General features: G+C 49.0%; 19 protein-coding genes. 10 read left to right on the forward strand and 9 right to left on the reverse strand.

Going from position 1 to position 15,250, the window contains the following annotated elements:
- Positions 1-138 precede the first annotated feature (138 nt).
- Together B4C70_RS13035 and B4C70_RS13040 are read right to left on the reverse strand one after the other, a co-directional pair.
- Positions 139-921, reverse strand: coding sequence for a nucleotidyltransferase domain-containing protein (locus B4C70_RS13035; RefSeq protein WP_290780106.1), 783 nt, complete (start codon positions 919-921; stop codon positions 139-141).
- A gap of 103 nt (positions 922-1,024) precedes the next feature.
- Entirely contained in the window at positions 1,025-1,375 is a 351-nt protein-coding gene (locus B4C70_RS13040) for a winged helix-turn-helix transcriptional regulator (RefSeq protein ID WP_290780109.1), read from the reverse strand.
- Positions 1,376-1,496: 121 nt separating this feature from the next.
- Here B4C70_RS13040 and B4C70_RS13045 point away from each other — a divergent pair, with 121 nt between their 5' ends.
- Positions 1,497-2,345, forward strand: a complete 849-nt coding sequence (locus B4C70_RS13045; protein ID WP_290780112.1) for a VOC family protein — start codon at positions 1,497-1,499, stop codon at positions 2,343-2,345.
- Positions 2,346-2,393: 48 nt separating this feature from the next.
- Here B4C70_RS13045 and B4C70_RS13050 read toward each other — a convergent pair whose 3' ends face one another.
- Complete coding sequence (locus tag B4C70_RS13050) at positions 2,394-3,179, reverse strand: NUDIX domain-containing protein (protein ID WP_290780115.1); 786 nt, start codon at positions 3,177-3,179, stop codon at positions 2,394-2,396.
- Positions 3,180-3,451: 272 nt separating this feature from the next.
- Here B4C70_RS13050 and B4C70_RS13055 point away from each other — a divergent pair, with 272 nt between their 5' ends.
- From B4C70_RS13055 to B4C70_RS13075, 5 genes are all read left to right on the forward strand, one after another.
- Positions 3,452-4,033: a DedA family protein gene (locus B4C70_RS13055; protein WP_290780118.1), complete on the forward strand. Its 582-nt coding sequence runs from the start codon at positions 3,452-3,454 to the stop codon at positions 4,031-4,033.
- Positions 4,034-4,312: 279 nt separating this feature from the next.
- Positions 4,313-5,683, forward strand: a complete 1,371-nt coding sequence (locus tag B4C70_RS13060; protein WP_290780121.1) for a PepSY-associated TM helix domain-containing protein — start codon at positions 4,313-4,315, stop codon at positions 5,681-5,683.
- Complete coding sequence (locus tag B4C70_RS13065) at positions 5,680-6,123, forward strand: hypothetical protein (RefSeq protein ID WP_290757213.1); 444 nt, start codon at positions 5,680-5,682, stop codon at positions 6,121-6,123. Before B4C70_RS13060 ends, B4C70_RS13065 begins: the two co-directional genes overlap by 4 nt.
- Positions 6,124-6,250: 127 nt before the next feature.
- The gene (locus B4C70_RS13070; protein WP_290780123.1) at positions 6,251-6,880 is read left to right on the forward strand and encodes a copper resistance D family protein; all 630 of its coding nucleotides are present in this window, start codon (positions 6,251-6,253) and stop codon (positions 6,878-6,880) included.
- Complete coding sequence (locus B4C70_RS13075) at positions 6,877-6,999, forward strand: hypothetical protein (protein ID WP_290780124.1); 123 nt, start codon at positions 6,877-6,879, stop codon at positions 6,997-6,999. Before B4C70_RS13070 ends, B4C70_RS13075 begins: the two co-directional genes overlap by 4 nt.
- Positions 7,000-7,050: 51 nt before the next feature.
- On the opposite strand, the gene B4C70_RS13080 is transcribed toward B4C70_RS13075, so the two are convergent.
- From B4C70_RS13080 to B4C70_RS13085, 3 genes are all read right to left on the reverse strand, one after another.
- Complete coding sequence (locus B4C70_RS13080; protein ID WP_290780126.1) at positions 7,051-8,844, reverse strand: acyltransferase family protein; 1,794 nt, start codon at positions 8,842-8,844, stop codon at positions 7,051-7,053.
- 136 nt (positions 8,845-8,980) lie between these two features.
- Positions 8,981-9,142, reverse strand: coding sequence for an ATP-binding protein (locus tag B4C70_RS15175; RefSeq protein ID WP_368915516.1), 162 nt, complete (start codon positions 9,140-9,142; stop codon positions 8,981-8,983).
- A complete protein-coding gene (locus tag B4C70_RS13085) occupies positions 9,143-9,280 on the reverse strand; it encodes a hypothetical protein (RefSeq protein WP_290780129.1) in 138 nt (45 codons plus the stop codon).
- 162 nt (positions 9,281-9,442) lie between these two features.
- Between B4C70_RS13085 and B4C70_RS13090 the strand changes: the two genes are divergently transcribed.
- The 3 genes from B4C70_RS13090 to B4C70_RS13100 are packed head-to-tail and all read left to right on the forward strand — an operon-like array spanning position 9,443 to position 11,871.
- On the forward strand, positions 9,443-10,486 hold the full coding sequence (locus tag B4C70_RS13090; protein WP_290780132.1) for a bifunctional transcriptional activator/DNA repair enzyme AdaA: 1,044 nt from the start codon (positions 9,443-9,445) through the stop codon (positions 10,484-10,486).
- Positions 10,483-11,529 (forward strand): DNA alkylation repair protein, encoded by a 1,047-nt coding sequence (locus B4C70_RS13095; RefSeq protein WP_290780135.1) that lies wholly within the window; start codon positions 10,483-10,485, stop codon positions 11,527-11,529. Before B4C70_RS13090 ends, B4C70_RS13095 begins: the two co-directional genes overlap by 4 nt.
- Positions 11,530-11,871 carry a GNAT family N-acetyltransferase gene (locus tag B4C70_RS13100; protein ID WP_290780138.1) on the forward strand — a complete coding sequence of 114 codons (342 nt, stop codon included), beginning with the start codon at positions 11,530-11,532 and terminating at the stop codon, positions 11,869-11,871.
- 37 nt (positions 11,872-11,908) lie between these two features.
- Here the strand turns inward: B4C70_RS13100 and B4C70_RS13105 are convergent, their stop codons facing one another.
- Positions 11,909-12,487 (reverse strand): AAA family ATPase, encoded by a 579-nt coding sequence (locus B4C70_RS13105; protein ID WP_290748180.1) that lies wholly within the window; start codon positions 12,485-12,487, stop codon positions 11,909-11,911.
- A 132-nt stretch (positions 12,488-12,619) separates the two neighbouring features.
- On the opposite strand from B4C70_RS13105, the gene B4C70_RS13110 reads away from it, so the two are divergent.
- Positions 12,620-13,147, forward strand: a complete 528-nt coding sequence (locus B4C70_RS13110; RefSeq protein ID WP_290780140.1) for an NUMOD4 domain-containing protein — start codon at positions 12,620-12,622, stop codon at positions 13,145-13,147.
- 48 nt (positions 13,148-13,195) lie between these two features.
- Here B4C70_RS13110 and B4C70_RS13115 read toward each other — a convergent pair whose 3' ends face one another.
- Both B4C70_RS13115 and B4C70_RS13120 read right to left on the reverse strand, forming a co-directional pair.
- The gene (locus B4C70_RS13115; protein WP_290780143.1) at positions 13,196-14,845 is read right to left on the reverse strand and encodes a methyl-accepting chemotaxis protein; all 1,650 of its coding nucleotides are present in this window, start codon (positions 14,843-14,845) and stop codon (positions 13,196-13,198) included.
- An 89-nt stretch (positions 14,846-14,934) separates the two neighbouring features.
- Positions 14,935-15,111: a hypothetical protein gene (locus B4C70_RS13120; protein WP_290780145.1), complete on the reverse strand. Its 177-nt coding sequence runs from the start codon at positions 15,109-15,111 to the stop codon at positions 14,935-14,937.
- Positions 15,112-15,250: the final 139 nt, after the last annotated feature.

The following is a 15,250-nucleotide window of genomic DNA, read 5'->3' on the forward strand; positions in this document are numbered from 1 at the left end:
TGACAGCGCATAAATGCGCTTTTCCTGTAGGAGTGGCGTGAAACGCGTCATTCTTTTTGTTACGAGATAAGGGTGGCAGATCATCATTCTGCCACCCTTATCTTTGTGGAAACTGATTTTTGAGTCAGCCCCTTCTTGTTACCGTCCTGATTGTTGGATCGAGAGTTCAGGCGTTAATCGATCGAGTAAAGCGAGCGTCTCTGGATGAGAGGCAAGCGTCTGGTCGAGCGCGTTTCGTTCAGTTTCTAAACAAGCCAAATAACGTTGAGCCGCTTCAGCGTGCGTTGCGGGTGTCAGGACGTCGTAGATTGCTTCAAGAGCAAGGCGTGGATGGTCTGGTAATGTCGTCGGAATCGTCTTTAATCCGAGTTGCGCTCGTTCAGGAGCATGATGATGGAGCAAGACTTTCGCGAACTTGATCAAGGCGCTTCGGAGCATCTCGACTGCCCATAAGTCATTTCCCCGTGCTGCTGCCTTTTTGTATTGGAACAAGAACCAGACAGCATCGATTGCTTCATCGGTCGCTTCTTGTGCGGAAAGCGTCAAGTCGCAAGTATCCGTAAAGTCCGTCAATTGCTGTTTTGGATCGTACAGGACACGTAATTGATCCTTATGGTTTAGCGAATCAAGTGTCACCGTGAATAAATCGATATGTAGGAGATCATCATAGACGACGATCATTTGTGGTGCGATGATGTCGATCTCATCTTTCCAGATGATTGAACGATAAGTAGAAAGATGGGACAAACGACGCGATAAGAATTTTGTTTGACGTTCTTCTGAGACGAGACAGTACAAATCGATGTCTGAATGAACATCTTCTTCTCCCCGCCCGAAGGATCCTTTCAAGAAGATGGCTTCGACTGCAGGATCTTGTTTGAGTCGAGCAACCAATTGCTCGATCGCATGAAGTTGATGCATAGGAACTCATTCCTTTCCAAAAACAGAAGTCTATTACGTCAGTATACGTGATAATAGACAGTTTATTCCATAAAAAATGAGAAATCGCATCGGAATGGACTTCTCATTGTGAAGCAGACGTAAGTTTGTCTTTATTTTCGAGATGGATGACGTGTTGTTCGCCCCATGCATTGATGGCGTCAAGAACCGGAATCAGTGTCCGACCATAATCCGTCAGCGAGTACTCGACGCGGGGTGGAACTTCCTGATAAATCTCGCGATGCACGATATCGTTCAGTTCAAGTTCACGCAGTTGAGCCGTCAGCATCTTTTGCGTAATGTTCGGCAATTGTCGTTTCAATTCACTGAAGCGGAGCGTTCCGTGTGTGATCAAGACGAGTAAAATCGACGGTTTCCATTTTCCGGTCAAGATTTCGAGTGCGGTCTCGACTCGACAGCTTGGTGTCTCTTCCATCGGTCTTCCTCCTTCATGGTATCGTTTAGGATACTATACCACTTATTCGTGCCTACTTCCGCTTCCATCACTTCCGCGTAATAATAGAGGTACAAGCTATTTCATTGAAGGAGGAAACAACATGTCGATTCACCCACAGATTACACTCGGTCCCGTTCGTTTACGCGTGACCGATCTTGACCGTTCCGTTTCATTTTATACAGCATCTCTCGGATTACGTATACTGACACAAACGGATCAGCTAACGGTTCTTGGCGCACAAGGTACACCACTCGTTGAGCTCGAAGTTCATCCGAATGCCCGCCGTTTCCCACCGAACTCGGTTGCCGGGTTATACCATTTTGCGATTTTGCTACCGAACCGAAAAGAACTCGGTTTCGTCATCCGGAATTTGATCGAACAAGGGATCGAGATTGGTCAAGGTGACCATCTCGTCAGTGAAGCGTTTTATCTGTCGGATCCAGACGGGAACGGGATCGAAATTTATGCCGATCGTCCACGTGAGACCTGGACGTACGAAGCAAATGGAGATGTTAAGATGACGACCGATCCTGTCGATTGGCAAAGTATGCTCGTCGAAGCTGGAGAAGAAGACTGGTATGGTATGCCGGCCGAGACGGTCATGGGACATGTCCATTTCCACGTCAAGACACTCGAAGCAGCGCGGGCCTTTTATGTCGACACGCTCGGCTTTGAGGTTGCGGCTGACGCTTCGCGGATGCGTGCGTTGTTCGTCGCTGCTGGCGGTTACCATCATCATATCGGTCTGAACGTCTGGTCGGGAGTTGACGCACCGACGAATCCGGAAGATGCGGTCGGACTTGTCTACTGGACGCTGCGTTATCCGGATCAAGCGACGCTCCGAGCAGCGATCGAGACGTTGAAGTCTTCTGCTTATACTGTTACGGATCAAGCAGATGCTGTCTATGTCACCGATGATGCTGGAATCACTGCTCGATTGACAACATAACTGAAATAATCCCTTTGCAGAGAAAAATCTGCAAGGGGATTTTTTGTTTTATCGTGAAGATGACGTTGCATTGCCGTCATACCGGCTGATCAACTCATACGGTCTGACTTTATATAAGGCATGCGGGAAGTAGTGCGGATCCATTGCATCGAGCGTCCGCAACTGGAAATGCTCCCGTTTGATGTATTCACTCAGCGAGTCACGTGTCAGTGGGAAGAAGCCGACATCCGTCGTTTCGCCTTCTTGTGTCGTAAGTTCACCACCGACCGCTTTCCCGCGGAAGCAGACACAAAGGACGTGACTCGAGACGTTTTGATAGATACCGGTAATTCCATCGATTGAGACATCAATCCCGGTTTCTTCTTTGACTTCTCGTTTGATCGCGTCAAGAATCGACTCATGATTCTCGACTTGTCCACCCGGCATCTCGTACGTATCACCACGATGCAGGTTACGGACGAGGAGAACTTCACCGGCATCGTTCGTGATATACGCGGTCACGCTGACGATCGCGCGAGGGGCAGCATACGTACCGGTCGCTGTCATAAAATCTTCATACGATTTGATATAAAGGTTTTTGCCGAGGCGTGCGCGCTTCTTCATCGCTTCACGACGTAAGGCACTGTTGCGGACATCACGATCGACTTGTTCGAAGTGTACGCGGTCACGGTATTCCCAGATGGCGATGACTTCATCTTCTGCTTCCGTCACCCAGCGCCCAACAAGACGGGCACCATGGCTGACTTGAAGCGGGTACAAATAGGTATGGAAAAACTCAGTGAATTCTTCTAGGCGTTCGGGACGAATCGTATAGGTCTTCCGGCGATGTAACATGGAAATTCCTCCTATCAGATGAGCGTTCAGATGTACGCTACACCCCTTCTCGAACGGATGGAGGAAACCCTTTTTTCTCGATGTGGGAAAAGGATTTTTTATGAAAAGGGGCTGAATCCATTCATATGATGTAACAGGCTTTCCGAAATCGATGACGATTTATTTTGCTCGAAAAAGTACAGCTAAAGAAGAACTTAAGAAACGGACGGGGCTCAACTTTAGAAAAATCGGGGATACTGAATATAGAGAGAAATAGAAAGTAGGGATAAGTGATGGATATCATGGCACTCGTCCGCCTGGCTGGCGGAATCATGTTCACCCCATTGTCGGACGATGTCTTGATGATGAGTTTTGCAGCACTTCGATTACGAGAGGGGATGTACCCGGTCGTCATCTGGCTGACCGCTTGGCCGATCTTCTTCATCGCCTTTACGTGGTTTTATCTACTTGCTCGGTTCTTCCGTGAGATTCCGCTCGTCAAACGGTGGATGAAGTCACGTTTCTTGGAACGAGCAGAAACGATCATCGAACGACGCGGATTATGGGCGATTGGACTATCGTTCTTCTTACCCGGCGTCAGACACCTGATTCATTATGTCGCCGGACTCCTCGGTTATCCGTTACCGCGCTATTTAGTAATGACATTCTTAGCAGCAGGCGTGTATACAGGACTCTGGACTTTTTTGATCGTCCGGATCGGAGAAGCCGTGACGTGGTCGGAGCTATGGAACTGGCTCCAGGTGAATCCAGGGATCGTCGGCTCTGTCGTGATCATTGTGATCGGTATTGCCGTCATCGGTATCGTGCATCATCGCCGTCAAAAGGATGCGGTAGAAGAGAGTTCTTCGATTTAAACGATAGGTACTACGTGAGCGAATCCATTGCTGGATTCGCTTTTTTGATGAAGTTTGATTTTATGAATATAGATAGTTTTTTGAAATAAGAAGTAACCTGCAAAATAAGTGAAATCATTGTCAAAAAATGACGATAAACACTTCTTAAAAGACACCTGATTTACACACCGGATTGGCAATTTATCGTCACAGGTAGTTATCTGAAACTGGATTGTAAACTCTTATACTAAGAGGTGTTCACAGAGTGGACATATTTAACTGGGGTCAAGGGGGATCACGATGAAAGAAGAACAACAAGCCAAAAGAAAGCGGCAGAGCTGGTATCAATCGATGTGGCGGTGGCATTTTTATGCAGGAATTATTTTTGCACCCATCTTTATTATTTTAGCTGTCACAGGATCGATTTATCTCTTTAAACCGCAAATTGAAGATGCCTTATATGGTGATATGATTTTCACACAAGAAACAGGTAAACCCGTCACGCTTGAGAAACAGATGGATGCGGTCAAGGATGCGTATCCGAAAGCGACGATCACGTCGATCGGTCAATTCGAAGACGCGGACCGGACGACACGGATGGGAATTCAAGTTGGGGAAAAAGCTGGATACGCCTATGTTGATCCGTACACAGCAGAAGTGACGGGACAACGGATGGGAGATGGACCTCTTGGCTTCATCAAGACGATTCACGGAGAACTGTTCGTGGGGAAAGTCGGGAACCTGCTTGTTGAACTGGCAGCTAGCTGGGCGATCATCTTATTGATCACAGGTACATATCTATTTTGGCCGCGTGGGGAACAAGGGAGCTTTAAACGCGTGTTTCTCCCTTCATTCAAGAAGTCGAAAGGATCACGTAACTTCTGGAAGGGACTGCATGGATCAGTTGCTGTCTGGTCAACGATTGGTCTTCTGATCATCATCGGTTCTGGACTAGCTTGGTCTGGTGTAGCAGGTGAATGGATCAACACGGCTGCGACGAAAACGAACTCGAACTTCCCGCAGTATGCATTTGGTCCAGATGAGACGATGCAATCGCAAATCGTCACGAAGGATATCGCACAAGATATTCCATGGGCAACACAAAACGATGTCGTCCCGACTTCTGGACCGGCAAAACCGATCTCGTTGTCAGTGACGGACATCGCAACACAAGCAAAACAACTTGGTATGGAGCGTCCTTACCAAATCAGCTTGCCACAAGGAGAACAAGGGGTTTACACACTCTCTTCCTTACATAGTGAGCCGCTGAAGGAAAAAACGATGAACGTCGATCAGTACTCAGGCAATGTCTTGTCGAACGTCACGTTTGTCGATTATGGCTTCATGGCAAAAGCCATCTCGATGGGAATCGGGTTCCACGAAGGACGTCTTTTCGGTCTATTGAATCAACTCGTTGGACTCGCACTATGTCTCGGTTTGATCTTCATCGTTGTTAGTTCGTTCGTTTTATGGTGGAAACGCCGGAATGGTGCGGGTCAATTATCGGCACCAAAACGTGCCGTCGACCAGCGTGTCAAACGAATCGTCGCACTGCTTATCGTCCTGATCAGTCTGACGATGCCACTCGCAGCGCTTTCCGTCTTTGCGATCTTGATTCTTGATTTCATTCTGTTCCGTCGCCGGACAGGGGAAGAGGAGGTGGCGGCATGAGACGAATCGTTACGACGGTCATAATCGGGAGTGCCGTGTTATTAGCGGGCTGTCAGTTCGAGACGAAAGCGGCTCCGGTCGCGATGAAAGTCGGATTGTATGCGCCGGAAAAAATGGAGGAACCTGCTAATACGACGGTGTCTGTCGAGATCGAACATCCTGATAATGTCGATGAAGTTCATGTTCAGGTGACACCATACGGCAGTGAGGAAACGGAAACATTCGAGACGACACATCGGAAAGGGCACTATGTCAGTAGTATCCCGTTCAAGCAGGCGGGGATCTATGTCGTCAACGGCATGGTGCACTCAGGTCAAGCCGTTTATACGCCAAAAACGCTCGTTCGCGTCGGCAAGGTATCTGACGCGGATTTCAAAGACGCACAAGCAAGTTTTCAGTCGAACGTGTCGACAAGTGGTGGACACGGACATCATCATTAATCATGTAAAGGTGAGCGAGCGATGAGCGATCTCACCTTCATGATGTCATATGAATATTTTAGAGAACCGAGGTAATGTCATGAATCAACCGCAAACGATGACGGGGGCTCTATGAACGGGCTTACTTTTGCATATCGGTCAAATGTTTCTTGTCGTTTACTTCGCTGTCTTACTCCTATTGATCGTACTTGCCTGGCGAAAACATCGGTCCGTCCTACTCGCACTCTTGACGATCCCGATATGGATTGGCATTGCAGGAACGAGCCATGCCGCAACGAAATACGGGGCGCTTGGGTGGACGCTTCAGTTCAGTCACTTCTTATGTGTGACGGCTTGGATCGGTGTTGTGTTTTGGGTAGCTGTTGGTGCCCGTTCGACCGAGCATTGGTCCGCCTTTTTAAACTGGTTCAGTCCGTTTGCCCGGATTGCTTTTACCGGTGTCATCCTGTCAGGTCTGTTGCTGATGCAACTGGCGATTCCACTTGAACGGTATCCGAATCTATGGGGCGTGCCATACGGTCAAGCCATGTTGCTGAAGCATCTTTTGTTGTTGCCGCTTTTGTTCTACGCCTTTTGTAATGGCACACTTGTCCGGCGTCGGTTACGTTTCGACTCGACATACGATCCGCGTCCGTTACTCCGGATGGAGAGTATTATTTTAATACTTCTGTTCATGGCAAGTGCATCACTCAGTCGTTTGGAACAACCGACGTTAGGTCAACTACCGGTCGTCCAGCAGGGGACGGGTGGGTCTTGATGATTGGGATCGCCACCTTACCACTGCTCTTACTCGGATTCAGACGACATGCAGTGGGTATCTTGCTGAGCCTTCTTAGTGTCAGTCTGATCTACCTTGGACTACTTGCGACAGGGTGAACACGAAAAAACAAGGTAGCGGATCGTTCCGCTACCTTGTTTGTCGTGGTTTTATTTTGTCGAAACGGCGCAATTCGTTGCTTTCGCAAGAATCTTCGAATAGGCCCGGGCGCCCTTGATATTCAAATGGACACCATCTGCTTCGAAGTAAGATGGATGTTTGACGGCAACAGCATGCCAGTCGATCAGTTCGACTCTCTTCCGTTTCGATGCCTCGCGTAACATCTGATTGACTTCCGCTTCCCACGGACGCGGGACGCGTGCAGTGACCAGATAGACGTGATCGGCATTTGCGAATTGATCGAGCAAACTGTTCAACTGATCCTTTCGGAAGCTACCGTTCGTTCCGAGGTGGAGAATGACTTGCCGTCCATGTTGATTGTACGACGCATACTGCTCACTTAGCGGAATCGCTTCTCGTAGCTGTCGACCGAGTTTCGCATCGATCGTCAGTTGTTTGAGTGTACTGCCGAGATAATCTTCGACACCGAGCAGGACGGAGTCACCGATCGCAAGCGTCGGGCGACAGATTTTTCGCTGATCGGATGTTGCTTTTGGTGTCGTCGGTTTGAGGACCGGTTTCGGTTTTTCTTTTGGCGCCGCTATCTTATGAAAGGCGGGTTCTGGCTTCGGTGTATCGGAAACAGCAAGAATCGATAAGTTACCAATGAAGCTGGCGATAAGGATCGTCAACACGGCAACACTTGCCCACTGTACCGTTGAGAACTGACTTAACTGTTGCGGATGTAGCGATAAACGCTTCAAGTAACCAGACAGTCCGTGTTGACGAATCGGACGCTCGATGAAGCGATACGATGCTTCGGTTAAGGCGACAAGCACAGCGACGATCAGCACGGTCCGAAGCAACGAGAACGTGCCGATCTGCTCGACCGGTGTCAGCAACGTGATGACGGGAAAATGCCATAGATATAGACCGTATGATCGTTTGCCGATCGCAATAAGTGATGGATGCGCAAACCAACGACTCCAGATCGACGCCGGATGAGCGATCGTAGCAATCAATAGGGCGGCAAGGAGCGAAACGATGAAAAAGCCACCGCGGTATAAAAAGCTTCCGAACTCACTCGTGACAACCATCAGTAAAAGTAAGAGTGGCAACGTGACAACACCTGTTTGATTCAACAATCGAACACCACGTTTTGGGATATCAATCTTAAAGCGGGTCGGTTGCCACGCGAACGCGAGCAAGCTCCCGATCAATAAGGCGAATAAGCGAGTATCCGTGCCATAGTAGACGCGACTTGGATCCTCACCCGGTGTGAATTGAATCGCCATCGCGAGAACGGATGCGCCGATCGCGACACCAATCAATTGAAGGAACAGGCGACGATTTTTCATGCCGAACCAAAGTAGGATCGGGAATAGCAGGTAGAACTGTTCTTCGATCGCGAGCGACCAAAGGTTTTGGATCGGTGACGGTTTCCCGAACGACTCGAAATACGAGACGTCATGGAAGATATACCACCAGTTCGTCCCGTAAATAAGCGCAAAGGCACTATCTTGACGAACTGTATGCAATAGCTCGCGTTCAAAGACGGTTACATATCCGAGAACGAGTAACAGCATGACGAATAGAGCTGGGAACAAACGACGGAAACGATGAATCCAAAACCGTTTCAAATCGAGGCGCCCGGTCGTTTGCCACTCGCGTAACAAAAGACCAGTAATCAGGTAACCGGATAGGACGAAAAAGAGATCAACACCGAGGAAACCACCAGAGAAGAATGAAACAGATAAGTGGTAGAGAATGACAGACAGGACAGCGAAAGCACGTAAGCCGTCAAGCCCTGGCATATATGTAATCGAACGAGACGAAGATTTCATAAGACACGAACAACTCCTTTAAAACGACAACTAATTTCTAACAGTCTTTAGTGTATCGAATTCCAATTTCAAAGAAGTGTCTAAGAAGTAACAACATAGCCCAAAAAAGCACCCGACGAGAGCATCGGATGCTGACTTACGAATGACGCGGAAAACGACACGTGACGGAAAAGCGGTTATCTGCTGAAGTGAGCTGGACACTTCCTTGATGGCGCGCCATGATTTGTTGAACGATCGACAGACCGATACCGGAACCGCCGGAAGAACGCGATGCGTCAGACGTTCCGAACGGCGTCAGTCACGCGTTTAGTTCCTCTAGCGTATAGATCGTTTCAATCGCATTCGAGCAAATCAATTGGATGCCTTGTACTCCTTCTTTGATTGAAATCCGAAGATCACTGATTCCGTGAAGTGCTTCTTTTAAGAAATCTAACATGAAAACCCTACTTTCCGTTGAGTATAGCATGTAGTATGCACGTCGTCCCTTTCGAAAACAGGAGGAGAATTCTTAAGTGAATCTTAAACAGATCAATGCCTGATTTTCGGCGACATCGTAACCGGACAAGCCGTTATACTAAAGGCAAAGGAGGAGAAAGCGATGGAACATCACACGTATTACGAAGCACTCGTTCGACGAGACGTGACGTACGAAGGAACGTTTTTCGTCGGGGTCAAGACGACCGGTATTTTTTGCCGTCCGACATGTCCGGCACGAAAACCGAAGGCGGAGAACTGCGAGTTTTTCGAGACGGCGCAAGAGGCATTGCTCGCTTCCTATCGACCGTGTCGGCGGTGTCATCCGCTCGCTTATCCAGGCGATCACGGTACGGTTCAACGTTTGATCGAAGCAGTCGAGGCAGAACCAGATAAACGGTTCAAAGAAGCTGATTTCCGAGCACTTGGTTTGGACGAATCAACAGCACGGCGCCAGTTCAAGAAACGCTTCGGAATGACGTTCGTTGCCTATGCTCGGGCACGGCGGATGGGGTTAGCGATGAAAGAGATTCGGACTGGGAAGCCGGTCATCGAAGGGCAGTTAGCAGGAGGCTATGAATCAAGCAGTGGTTTTCGTGAAGCGTCAGCACGGATGCTCGGGGAAGCACCGTCACGTTTTGACGGACAGGTCTTGCGCGCGAAATGGCTCGATACACCACTCGGTTCGATGCTTGCGATTGCTGATGAACAACACTTACATCTTCTTGAGTTCGTCGATCGACGGGGACTTGAACGAGAAATCGAACAATTGCGTCGAAAAGCGCATGCTGTCATCGTTCCCGGTGAGTCACTCGTCTTTAAACAGATTGAAGGGGAGCTCCGTCGTTACTTCAAAGGAGAACCGGTCTTGTTTAAGACGCCACTGATGCGGTACGGAACGCCCTTTCAACGCCGCGTCTGGGAAGAACTTGAACGGATTCCGAGTGGCGAGACGATCTCGTATCAAGAACTGGCAATCCGAATTGGTCAACCAACCGCCGTCCGCGCTGTCGCACGAGCAAACGGAGCAAATCAACTGGCAATCATCATTCCATGTCATCGGGTCATTCGAACGAATGGAGATTTAGGTGGATACGCCGGGGGACTTGCACGCAAGGAAACATTGCTCAAACTGGAGCGTACACGGAAGGGACTAGATATAGGATGAGTTTGATTAAAGATGTGTTTTCACCGAGTTGGCTCGATGAATTAGAAGAAGCGGTCGATGTACCAGACTTTCGCAGACGAGTCGAACGCAAGGACTGGGACGAGCTTGCGTTTAAACAACGCGTCCATCGTGTTGCGGAGACGCTAGAATCCGTCCTGCCACCGTTTCCGGACTCGGTGCCGGAGCTAGAGCGACTCGCACCGCAGTTTACCGGACTACCGGGAATTGTTTTTCCTGAGTATGTCGAGCGGACAGCAACACTCTTTGACTGGAAGCTTGCGTTAAAGACACTCGCTAAATTGACGCCGTATTCGACGTCTGAGTTCGCTGTCCGGCGTTTTCTACTCGCTGATCAAGAGCGTTATCTCGAGCAAGCACTCATGTGGGCAACATCAGACGATGAACATGTTCGGCGCTTAGCGTCGGAAGGGACACGACCGCGTCTGCCATGGGGACAAGCGATTCCGAGTCTGATTGCTGATCCGCGACCGGCATTACCAATTCTTGACGCCTTACTACAGGATCCGTCACTCTACGTCCGAAAAAGTGTCGCCAATCACTTGAACGATATTTCAAAGACACATCCGGAATATCTGATTGAGCGAATCGAACGTCACTTAGGAACAGATCCGAACACGGACTGGATTTTGCGCCACGCCTCCCGGACGTTACTCAAACGCGGAAATCCAGAAGTCTTACAATTGTTCGGTCACGTTACGCAAGGTGAGGTCGAGATTACAAATTTAGTCGTCTCGCCGGTTACGATTGGCAAAGAGCTCGACTTTTCGTTCACCGTGACGAGTTCTGTTCCACAACGTTTGCGCTTGGAGTACGCGATCGATTACGTCAAACAACGCAGAACGAGTCGGAAGGTGTTTCAACTGCGGGAGCGGGAAGTTAAAGGTGTCTTACAAGTCGAAAGACGCCAATCGTTTCGGAACATGACGACGCGTGTCCATTATCCTGGTACACACACATTGACGATTTTGATTAATGGAGAGGCTTACGCGACAGCAACGTTTGAGGTCGAGGAGGAGAGCTGAATGCAAGGACGGCATCCGGATTTTAAAACGTCACGATTATTTGTCGAAGCAACGGATGAAGAATCGGGTTGTAAGTGGACGCTGCATGCGATACGTGAGAAAACGATCGTCGGAACGATTATCTTCACTTGGAATGCATCCACCGGAACCTTACGTTACACGACGACTAATGAGGACGATCGGCACGGGTACATCACAGAAGCTTTGACGTCGATTTTGTCTTATCTCGCACGGACGTTATTATTGACGCGTGTCTATAGTGAAGCGGGCAGTGACACGGTCTGGCGTCGGAACGGATTTCAGTTGCAGGCGAATCGATATGCACGCGAACTTCATCATTAAAGCCCCGTCTGCTGAGCAGAACGGGGCTTATTTGTGATTAGACCGTTGTTTTCGACCAGTTGAAATGTTCGCAAATCGCTTCAGCGCTTTCACGCGCACTTAACTGTTCCGTATCAAGAAAGAGGTAATTGACGTCCGGCAATTCGCCTGGTAGCGAGCGTGTCCGGTATCCGTCCGCCGTCTCGCGTAAGTCTTGTTCAGAAGCAGCGAGGTCGCGCTTCGTCACTTTGTGCGTCAATCGGTTTTCGGTCGTGTTCCGGTGCAGACGGGTCGCGACCGGCGCATCCAGTTCAACGATATAGACGTCAGCACCTGCTTGTTCGAACAACTCAACCGTTTCTTCGATGAACTCGAGACCACCACCTTCGACGCCGAATAGACAGAGGAATGTAAACAGGACACCTTCAAGCGAACTGTTCGCCATTTCCTTGAACATTTCGCGGCGGATCGTATCCTTTAAGCGATGGTGTGCGGGTTCTGAGAAATCAAAATAAGGCAATAACAGGTCGATCGTCTGGTGGTTATGGAAGACTTTCATCTCCGTCAACCGTTCGATTTCCTGACCAATCGTCATCTTTCCGACCGCTTGCGGACCAAGTAACAAGACAAATTTCATGGACGAACCTCATTTCCTTTTTCTGCTAAGAATAGCACATTCCGACGAGTGACATCGCTAGAACGTTTGTTCGTAATTTGATATAATTCAAGTATGAAGTCCCGTCGTGTCCTTGTCTGAAGGAGGACAACCATGCAAGAACAATGGAAAGCTGTCATCGGCTATGTAGGTATATATGAAGTCTCATCACTTGGTCGCGTAAGGTCGCTCGACCGGACGATCGTGACGTGTCGCGGTGTCCGACAACGCCGAAAAGGTGTCTTGCTCCGTCCACGGCTCAATCGGGAAGGGTACCGGAAAGTCACGCTCTATCAAAGTGGTCGAGGAGAGCGGATGCAAGTCGGATTGCTTGTCGCAAAAGCCTTTCTGACGACAGACGTCACGGAAGCACAACTCGTCCGGCGCAACGGCAAACGGGCTGACGATCAGTTGTCGAACTTAGAGGTTCTGCCTTCAATCGATCAGCAGTATAACGAACTGCTTGGTGAGTTCGATCTCTTGTTAGGTCAACATGTGACGCTGTCGCCATTTCAGATTCGAACGATTCGCGCGCAGTACGAAAAAGGGAAAACGATTCGTCAATTGGCAGAGCAGTATCAGGTGACGGAAAACCGAATCCGCAACATCATCGATAAAAAGGAAGCACGTTATATCGGCTGAGACCAGAATAAAGGAGCGTTTACCAGAGATGGTAGACGCTCCTTTGATTTAAGACGATTGTTCGCCGGCACGAACGGTCTGTTGTAATGAACTGATCCGCGACTCGAGTACCGCACTATGTGTCTTCAGTTCCGTCTGCTGGGTGACGTGGTGTTGCATCTGTTCCCCGAGCACCTGGCTGTAAGACGAGAGTTCTGACATCAACTGCTGAACCGACTGTAGATGTTCCTGCATGTTCGACTGAACATCTGCGACGATCTGGCGTTGGTGTTCCACGGTACCCAGTGTCGTCTCAATCGTCGTCGCTTCGGTCAGCATCTGTTTTAAATGCTCCGTTGCCGTCTCGAGCTGTTGCGACGTCGAAAGAAAACGTTCCGTCATTTGCGAGAGTGCTTGTTCGACTTGATCGAGCCCCGCCGTCCACATCTGATTGACCTGCCGAATATGGTCCGTACTCGTCCTAATATCGATCGCTAGTTTTTCGACCTCCTTAGCGACGACCGTGAAGCCGCGACCAGCTTCTCCGGCACGGGTTGCCTCAATCAGCGCGTTCAGCGACAAGCGGCGCGTCTCTTCAGCGACACGCTGGATGTGGGAAATCGAGGTCTCCATCTGCTGCTGTAGATGTGAGGTCTGTTGCAAGATTTGCTCTGTCGTCGCGGATTGTTCTTTCAGTAAGTGGCTTTCTTGTTGTAATGTCCCAAGTGTCGTGTGATTCGTCTGAACAGTCTGTTGAAAACGGGTTACGGCATGTTGACTGTTCAGAAGTGTCGTTTGCATCTCGCTTAACGCATCGTGTCCTTGGACAGTCAAACGTGTCGAAGCGACAATCGTCTGATCCATCTGTGTCGATTGCGCAAGTAAGGAACCGGCGACTTCATCGACGGCTTGGACTGATTGATCCATTGCGGATAAGCGCGAAGAGAAGTGGGGCTGGACGGATTCAAGTTCCTGACTGGCTTGTTGCATCTCCGTCGTTAAGTCATTAATTTGTTGCATCAACTGATTGTATTGAAACGTCAGCTGTTGTAACTCAAAGGTCGTCGTCTTGAGCGTTAATGGACGATACGATCGCTTCGCATGCGCTTCTTCAATCTGTAAGGCGAGTTTCGATAACGGTGCCAGTTGGCGTTGAATCCGCCAGCGAATCAACAGGCTGATGCTGACAAGTGTGACTACGCTCACCCAGACGAGTGTCCAAGCTAAATCTCGAGCAGGGGCGATTAATTTATCACGATCGGTTGTCAGCAAGATGACGTCATCGAGTTCTGGAATCGTCATTGCGACTAGAAACTGATCTTGATGCGAAAAGGCATATGTACGCGCATTTTTTAAGTGCTGCAGTAGTTGTTTTCGTTTTGCTGGTTCGAGTGTCAACGGTCGGAACGCCTCACTCGTGTTCAAACTTTGAAAGCGAACCGTGTAGTCGTCACGTGATAAGTCGGTTCGCTGTTGCTGTTGCAATCGTTTAATGGCACGTGAGCGGTCTTTCGTGTCCTCCGGATACGCTAGAAACGTTGCCCGGACGTTCGCGTCGAACATCGTTAACTCACGCATCAGCCGTTCCTCAGTTGCTGTGACGGATTGTTGGTACGAGGCGTAAACGCTTAGACCACTGATCATGATCAATCCGATAGCGACGATCGGAATCAACCATCCATTTAGTTGCTGTGCTAATAATCGTTTTTTCGTAAGCATAAAAAACATCTCCTCCCGTGTACCTATCGGAAGGAGAAGAAACAACATGTATGAAGGTGTTGTACGGCTTGTGTAAAGGTCTTGTGAATCTAATTCACGAAAATTGGTAGGACAGTCGCAAGATGGGTCATAAGTGCTTGTGTCTCTTCTTTTGGTTCAGATGTGACGTAAATGATCAACGCAGCAGCAACGATGACAAAGATGGCAATGACAAGAATGATGAAGAACGGCATCTTACTTTTTCGTTTTTCGGCTTGACGGTCCATGAAAGATTCCCCCTTAATAATGTATACGATAGGTATATTTAAGGGATTCCCTGTTCATTACTTTAAAAACACGACAACTGTTCGGTAATGAAAAAAATACTGCCTTGTCTGACGAGAGTGATATGCTCCCCAAAAAGTA

It is taken from the genome of Exiguobacterium sp. UBA5002 (assembly GCF_002396765.1).
GTDB lineage: Bacteria > Bacillota > Bacilli > Exiguobacteriales > Exiguobacteriaceae > Exiguobacterium_A.

Bases quoted from the DNA above. Each gene is read 5' to 3' on its own strand.
- B4C70_RS13035 (WP_290780106.1), bottom strand. From the start codon at position 921: ATGCATCAACTTCATGCGATCGAGCAATTGGTTGCTCGACTCAAACAA.
- B4C70_RS13040 (WP_290780109.1), bottom strand. From the start codon at position 1,375: ATGGAAGAGACACCAAGCTGTCGAGTCGAGACCGCACTCGAAATCTTG.
- B4C70_RS13045 (WP_290780112.1), top strand. From the start codon at position 1,497: ATGTCGATTCACCCACAGATTACACTCGGTCCCGTTCGTTTACGCGTG.
- B4C70_RS13050 (WP_290780115.1), bottom strand. From the start codon at position 3,179: ATGTTACATCGCCGGAAGACCTATACGATTCGTCCCGAACGCCTAGAA.
- B4C70_RS13055 (WP_290780118.1), top strand. From the start codon at position 3,452: ATGGATATCATGGCACTCGTCCGCCTGGCTGGCGGAATCATGTTCACC.
- B4C70_RS13060 (WP_290780121.1), top strand. From the start codon at position 4,313: ATGAAAGAAGAACAACAAGCCAAAAGAAAGCGGCAGAGCTGGTATCAA.
- B4C70_RS13065 (WP_290757213.1), top strand. From the start codon at position 5,680: ATGAGACGAATCGTTACGACGGTCATAATCGGGAGTGCCGTGTTATTA.
- B4C70_RS13080 (WP_290780126.1), bottom strand. From the start codon at position 8,844: ATGAAATCTTCGTCTCGTTCGATTACATATATGCCAGGGCTTGACGGC.
- B4C70_RS13085 (WP_290780129.1), bottom strand. From the start codon at position 9,280: ATGTTAGATTTCTTAAAAGAAGCACTTCACGGAATCAGTGATCTTCGG.
- B4C70_RS13090 (WP_290780132.1), top strand. From the start codon at position 9,443: ATGGAACATCACACGTATTACGAAGCACTCGTTCGACGAGACGTGACG.
- B4C70_RS13095 (WP_290780135.1), top strand. From the start codon at position 10,483: ATGAGTTTGATTAAAGATGTGTTTTCACCGAGTTGGCTCGATGAATTA.
- B4C70_RS13100 (WP_290780138.1), top strand. From the start codon at position 11,530: ATGCAAGGACGGCATCCGGATTTTAAAACGTCACGATTATTTGTCGAA.
- B4C70_RS13105 (WP_290748180.1), bottom strand. From the start codon at position 12,487: ATGAAATTTGTCTTGTTACTTGGTCCGCAAGCGGTCGGAAAGATGACG.
- B4C70_RS13110 (WP_290780140.1), top strand. From the start codon at position 12,620: ATGCAAGAACAATGGAAAGCTGTCATCGGCTATGTAGGTATATATGAA.
- B4C70_RS13115 (WP_290780143.1), bottom strand. From the start codon at position 14,845: ATGCTTACGAAAAAACGATTATTAGCACAGCAACTAAATGGATGGTTG.
- B4C70_RS13120 (WP_290780145.1), bottom strand. From the start codon at position 15,111: ATGGACCGTCAAGCCGAAAAACGAAAAAGTAAGATGCCGTTCTTCATC.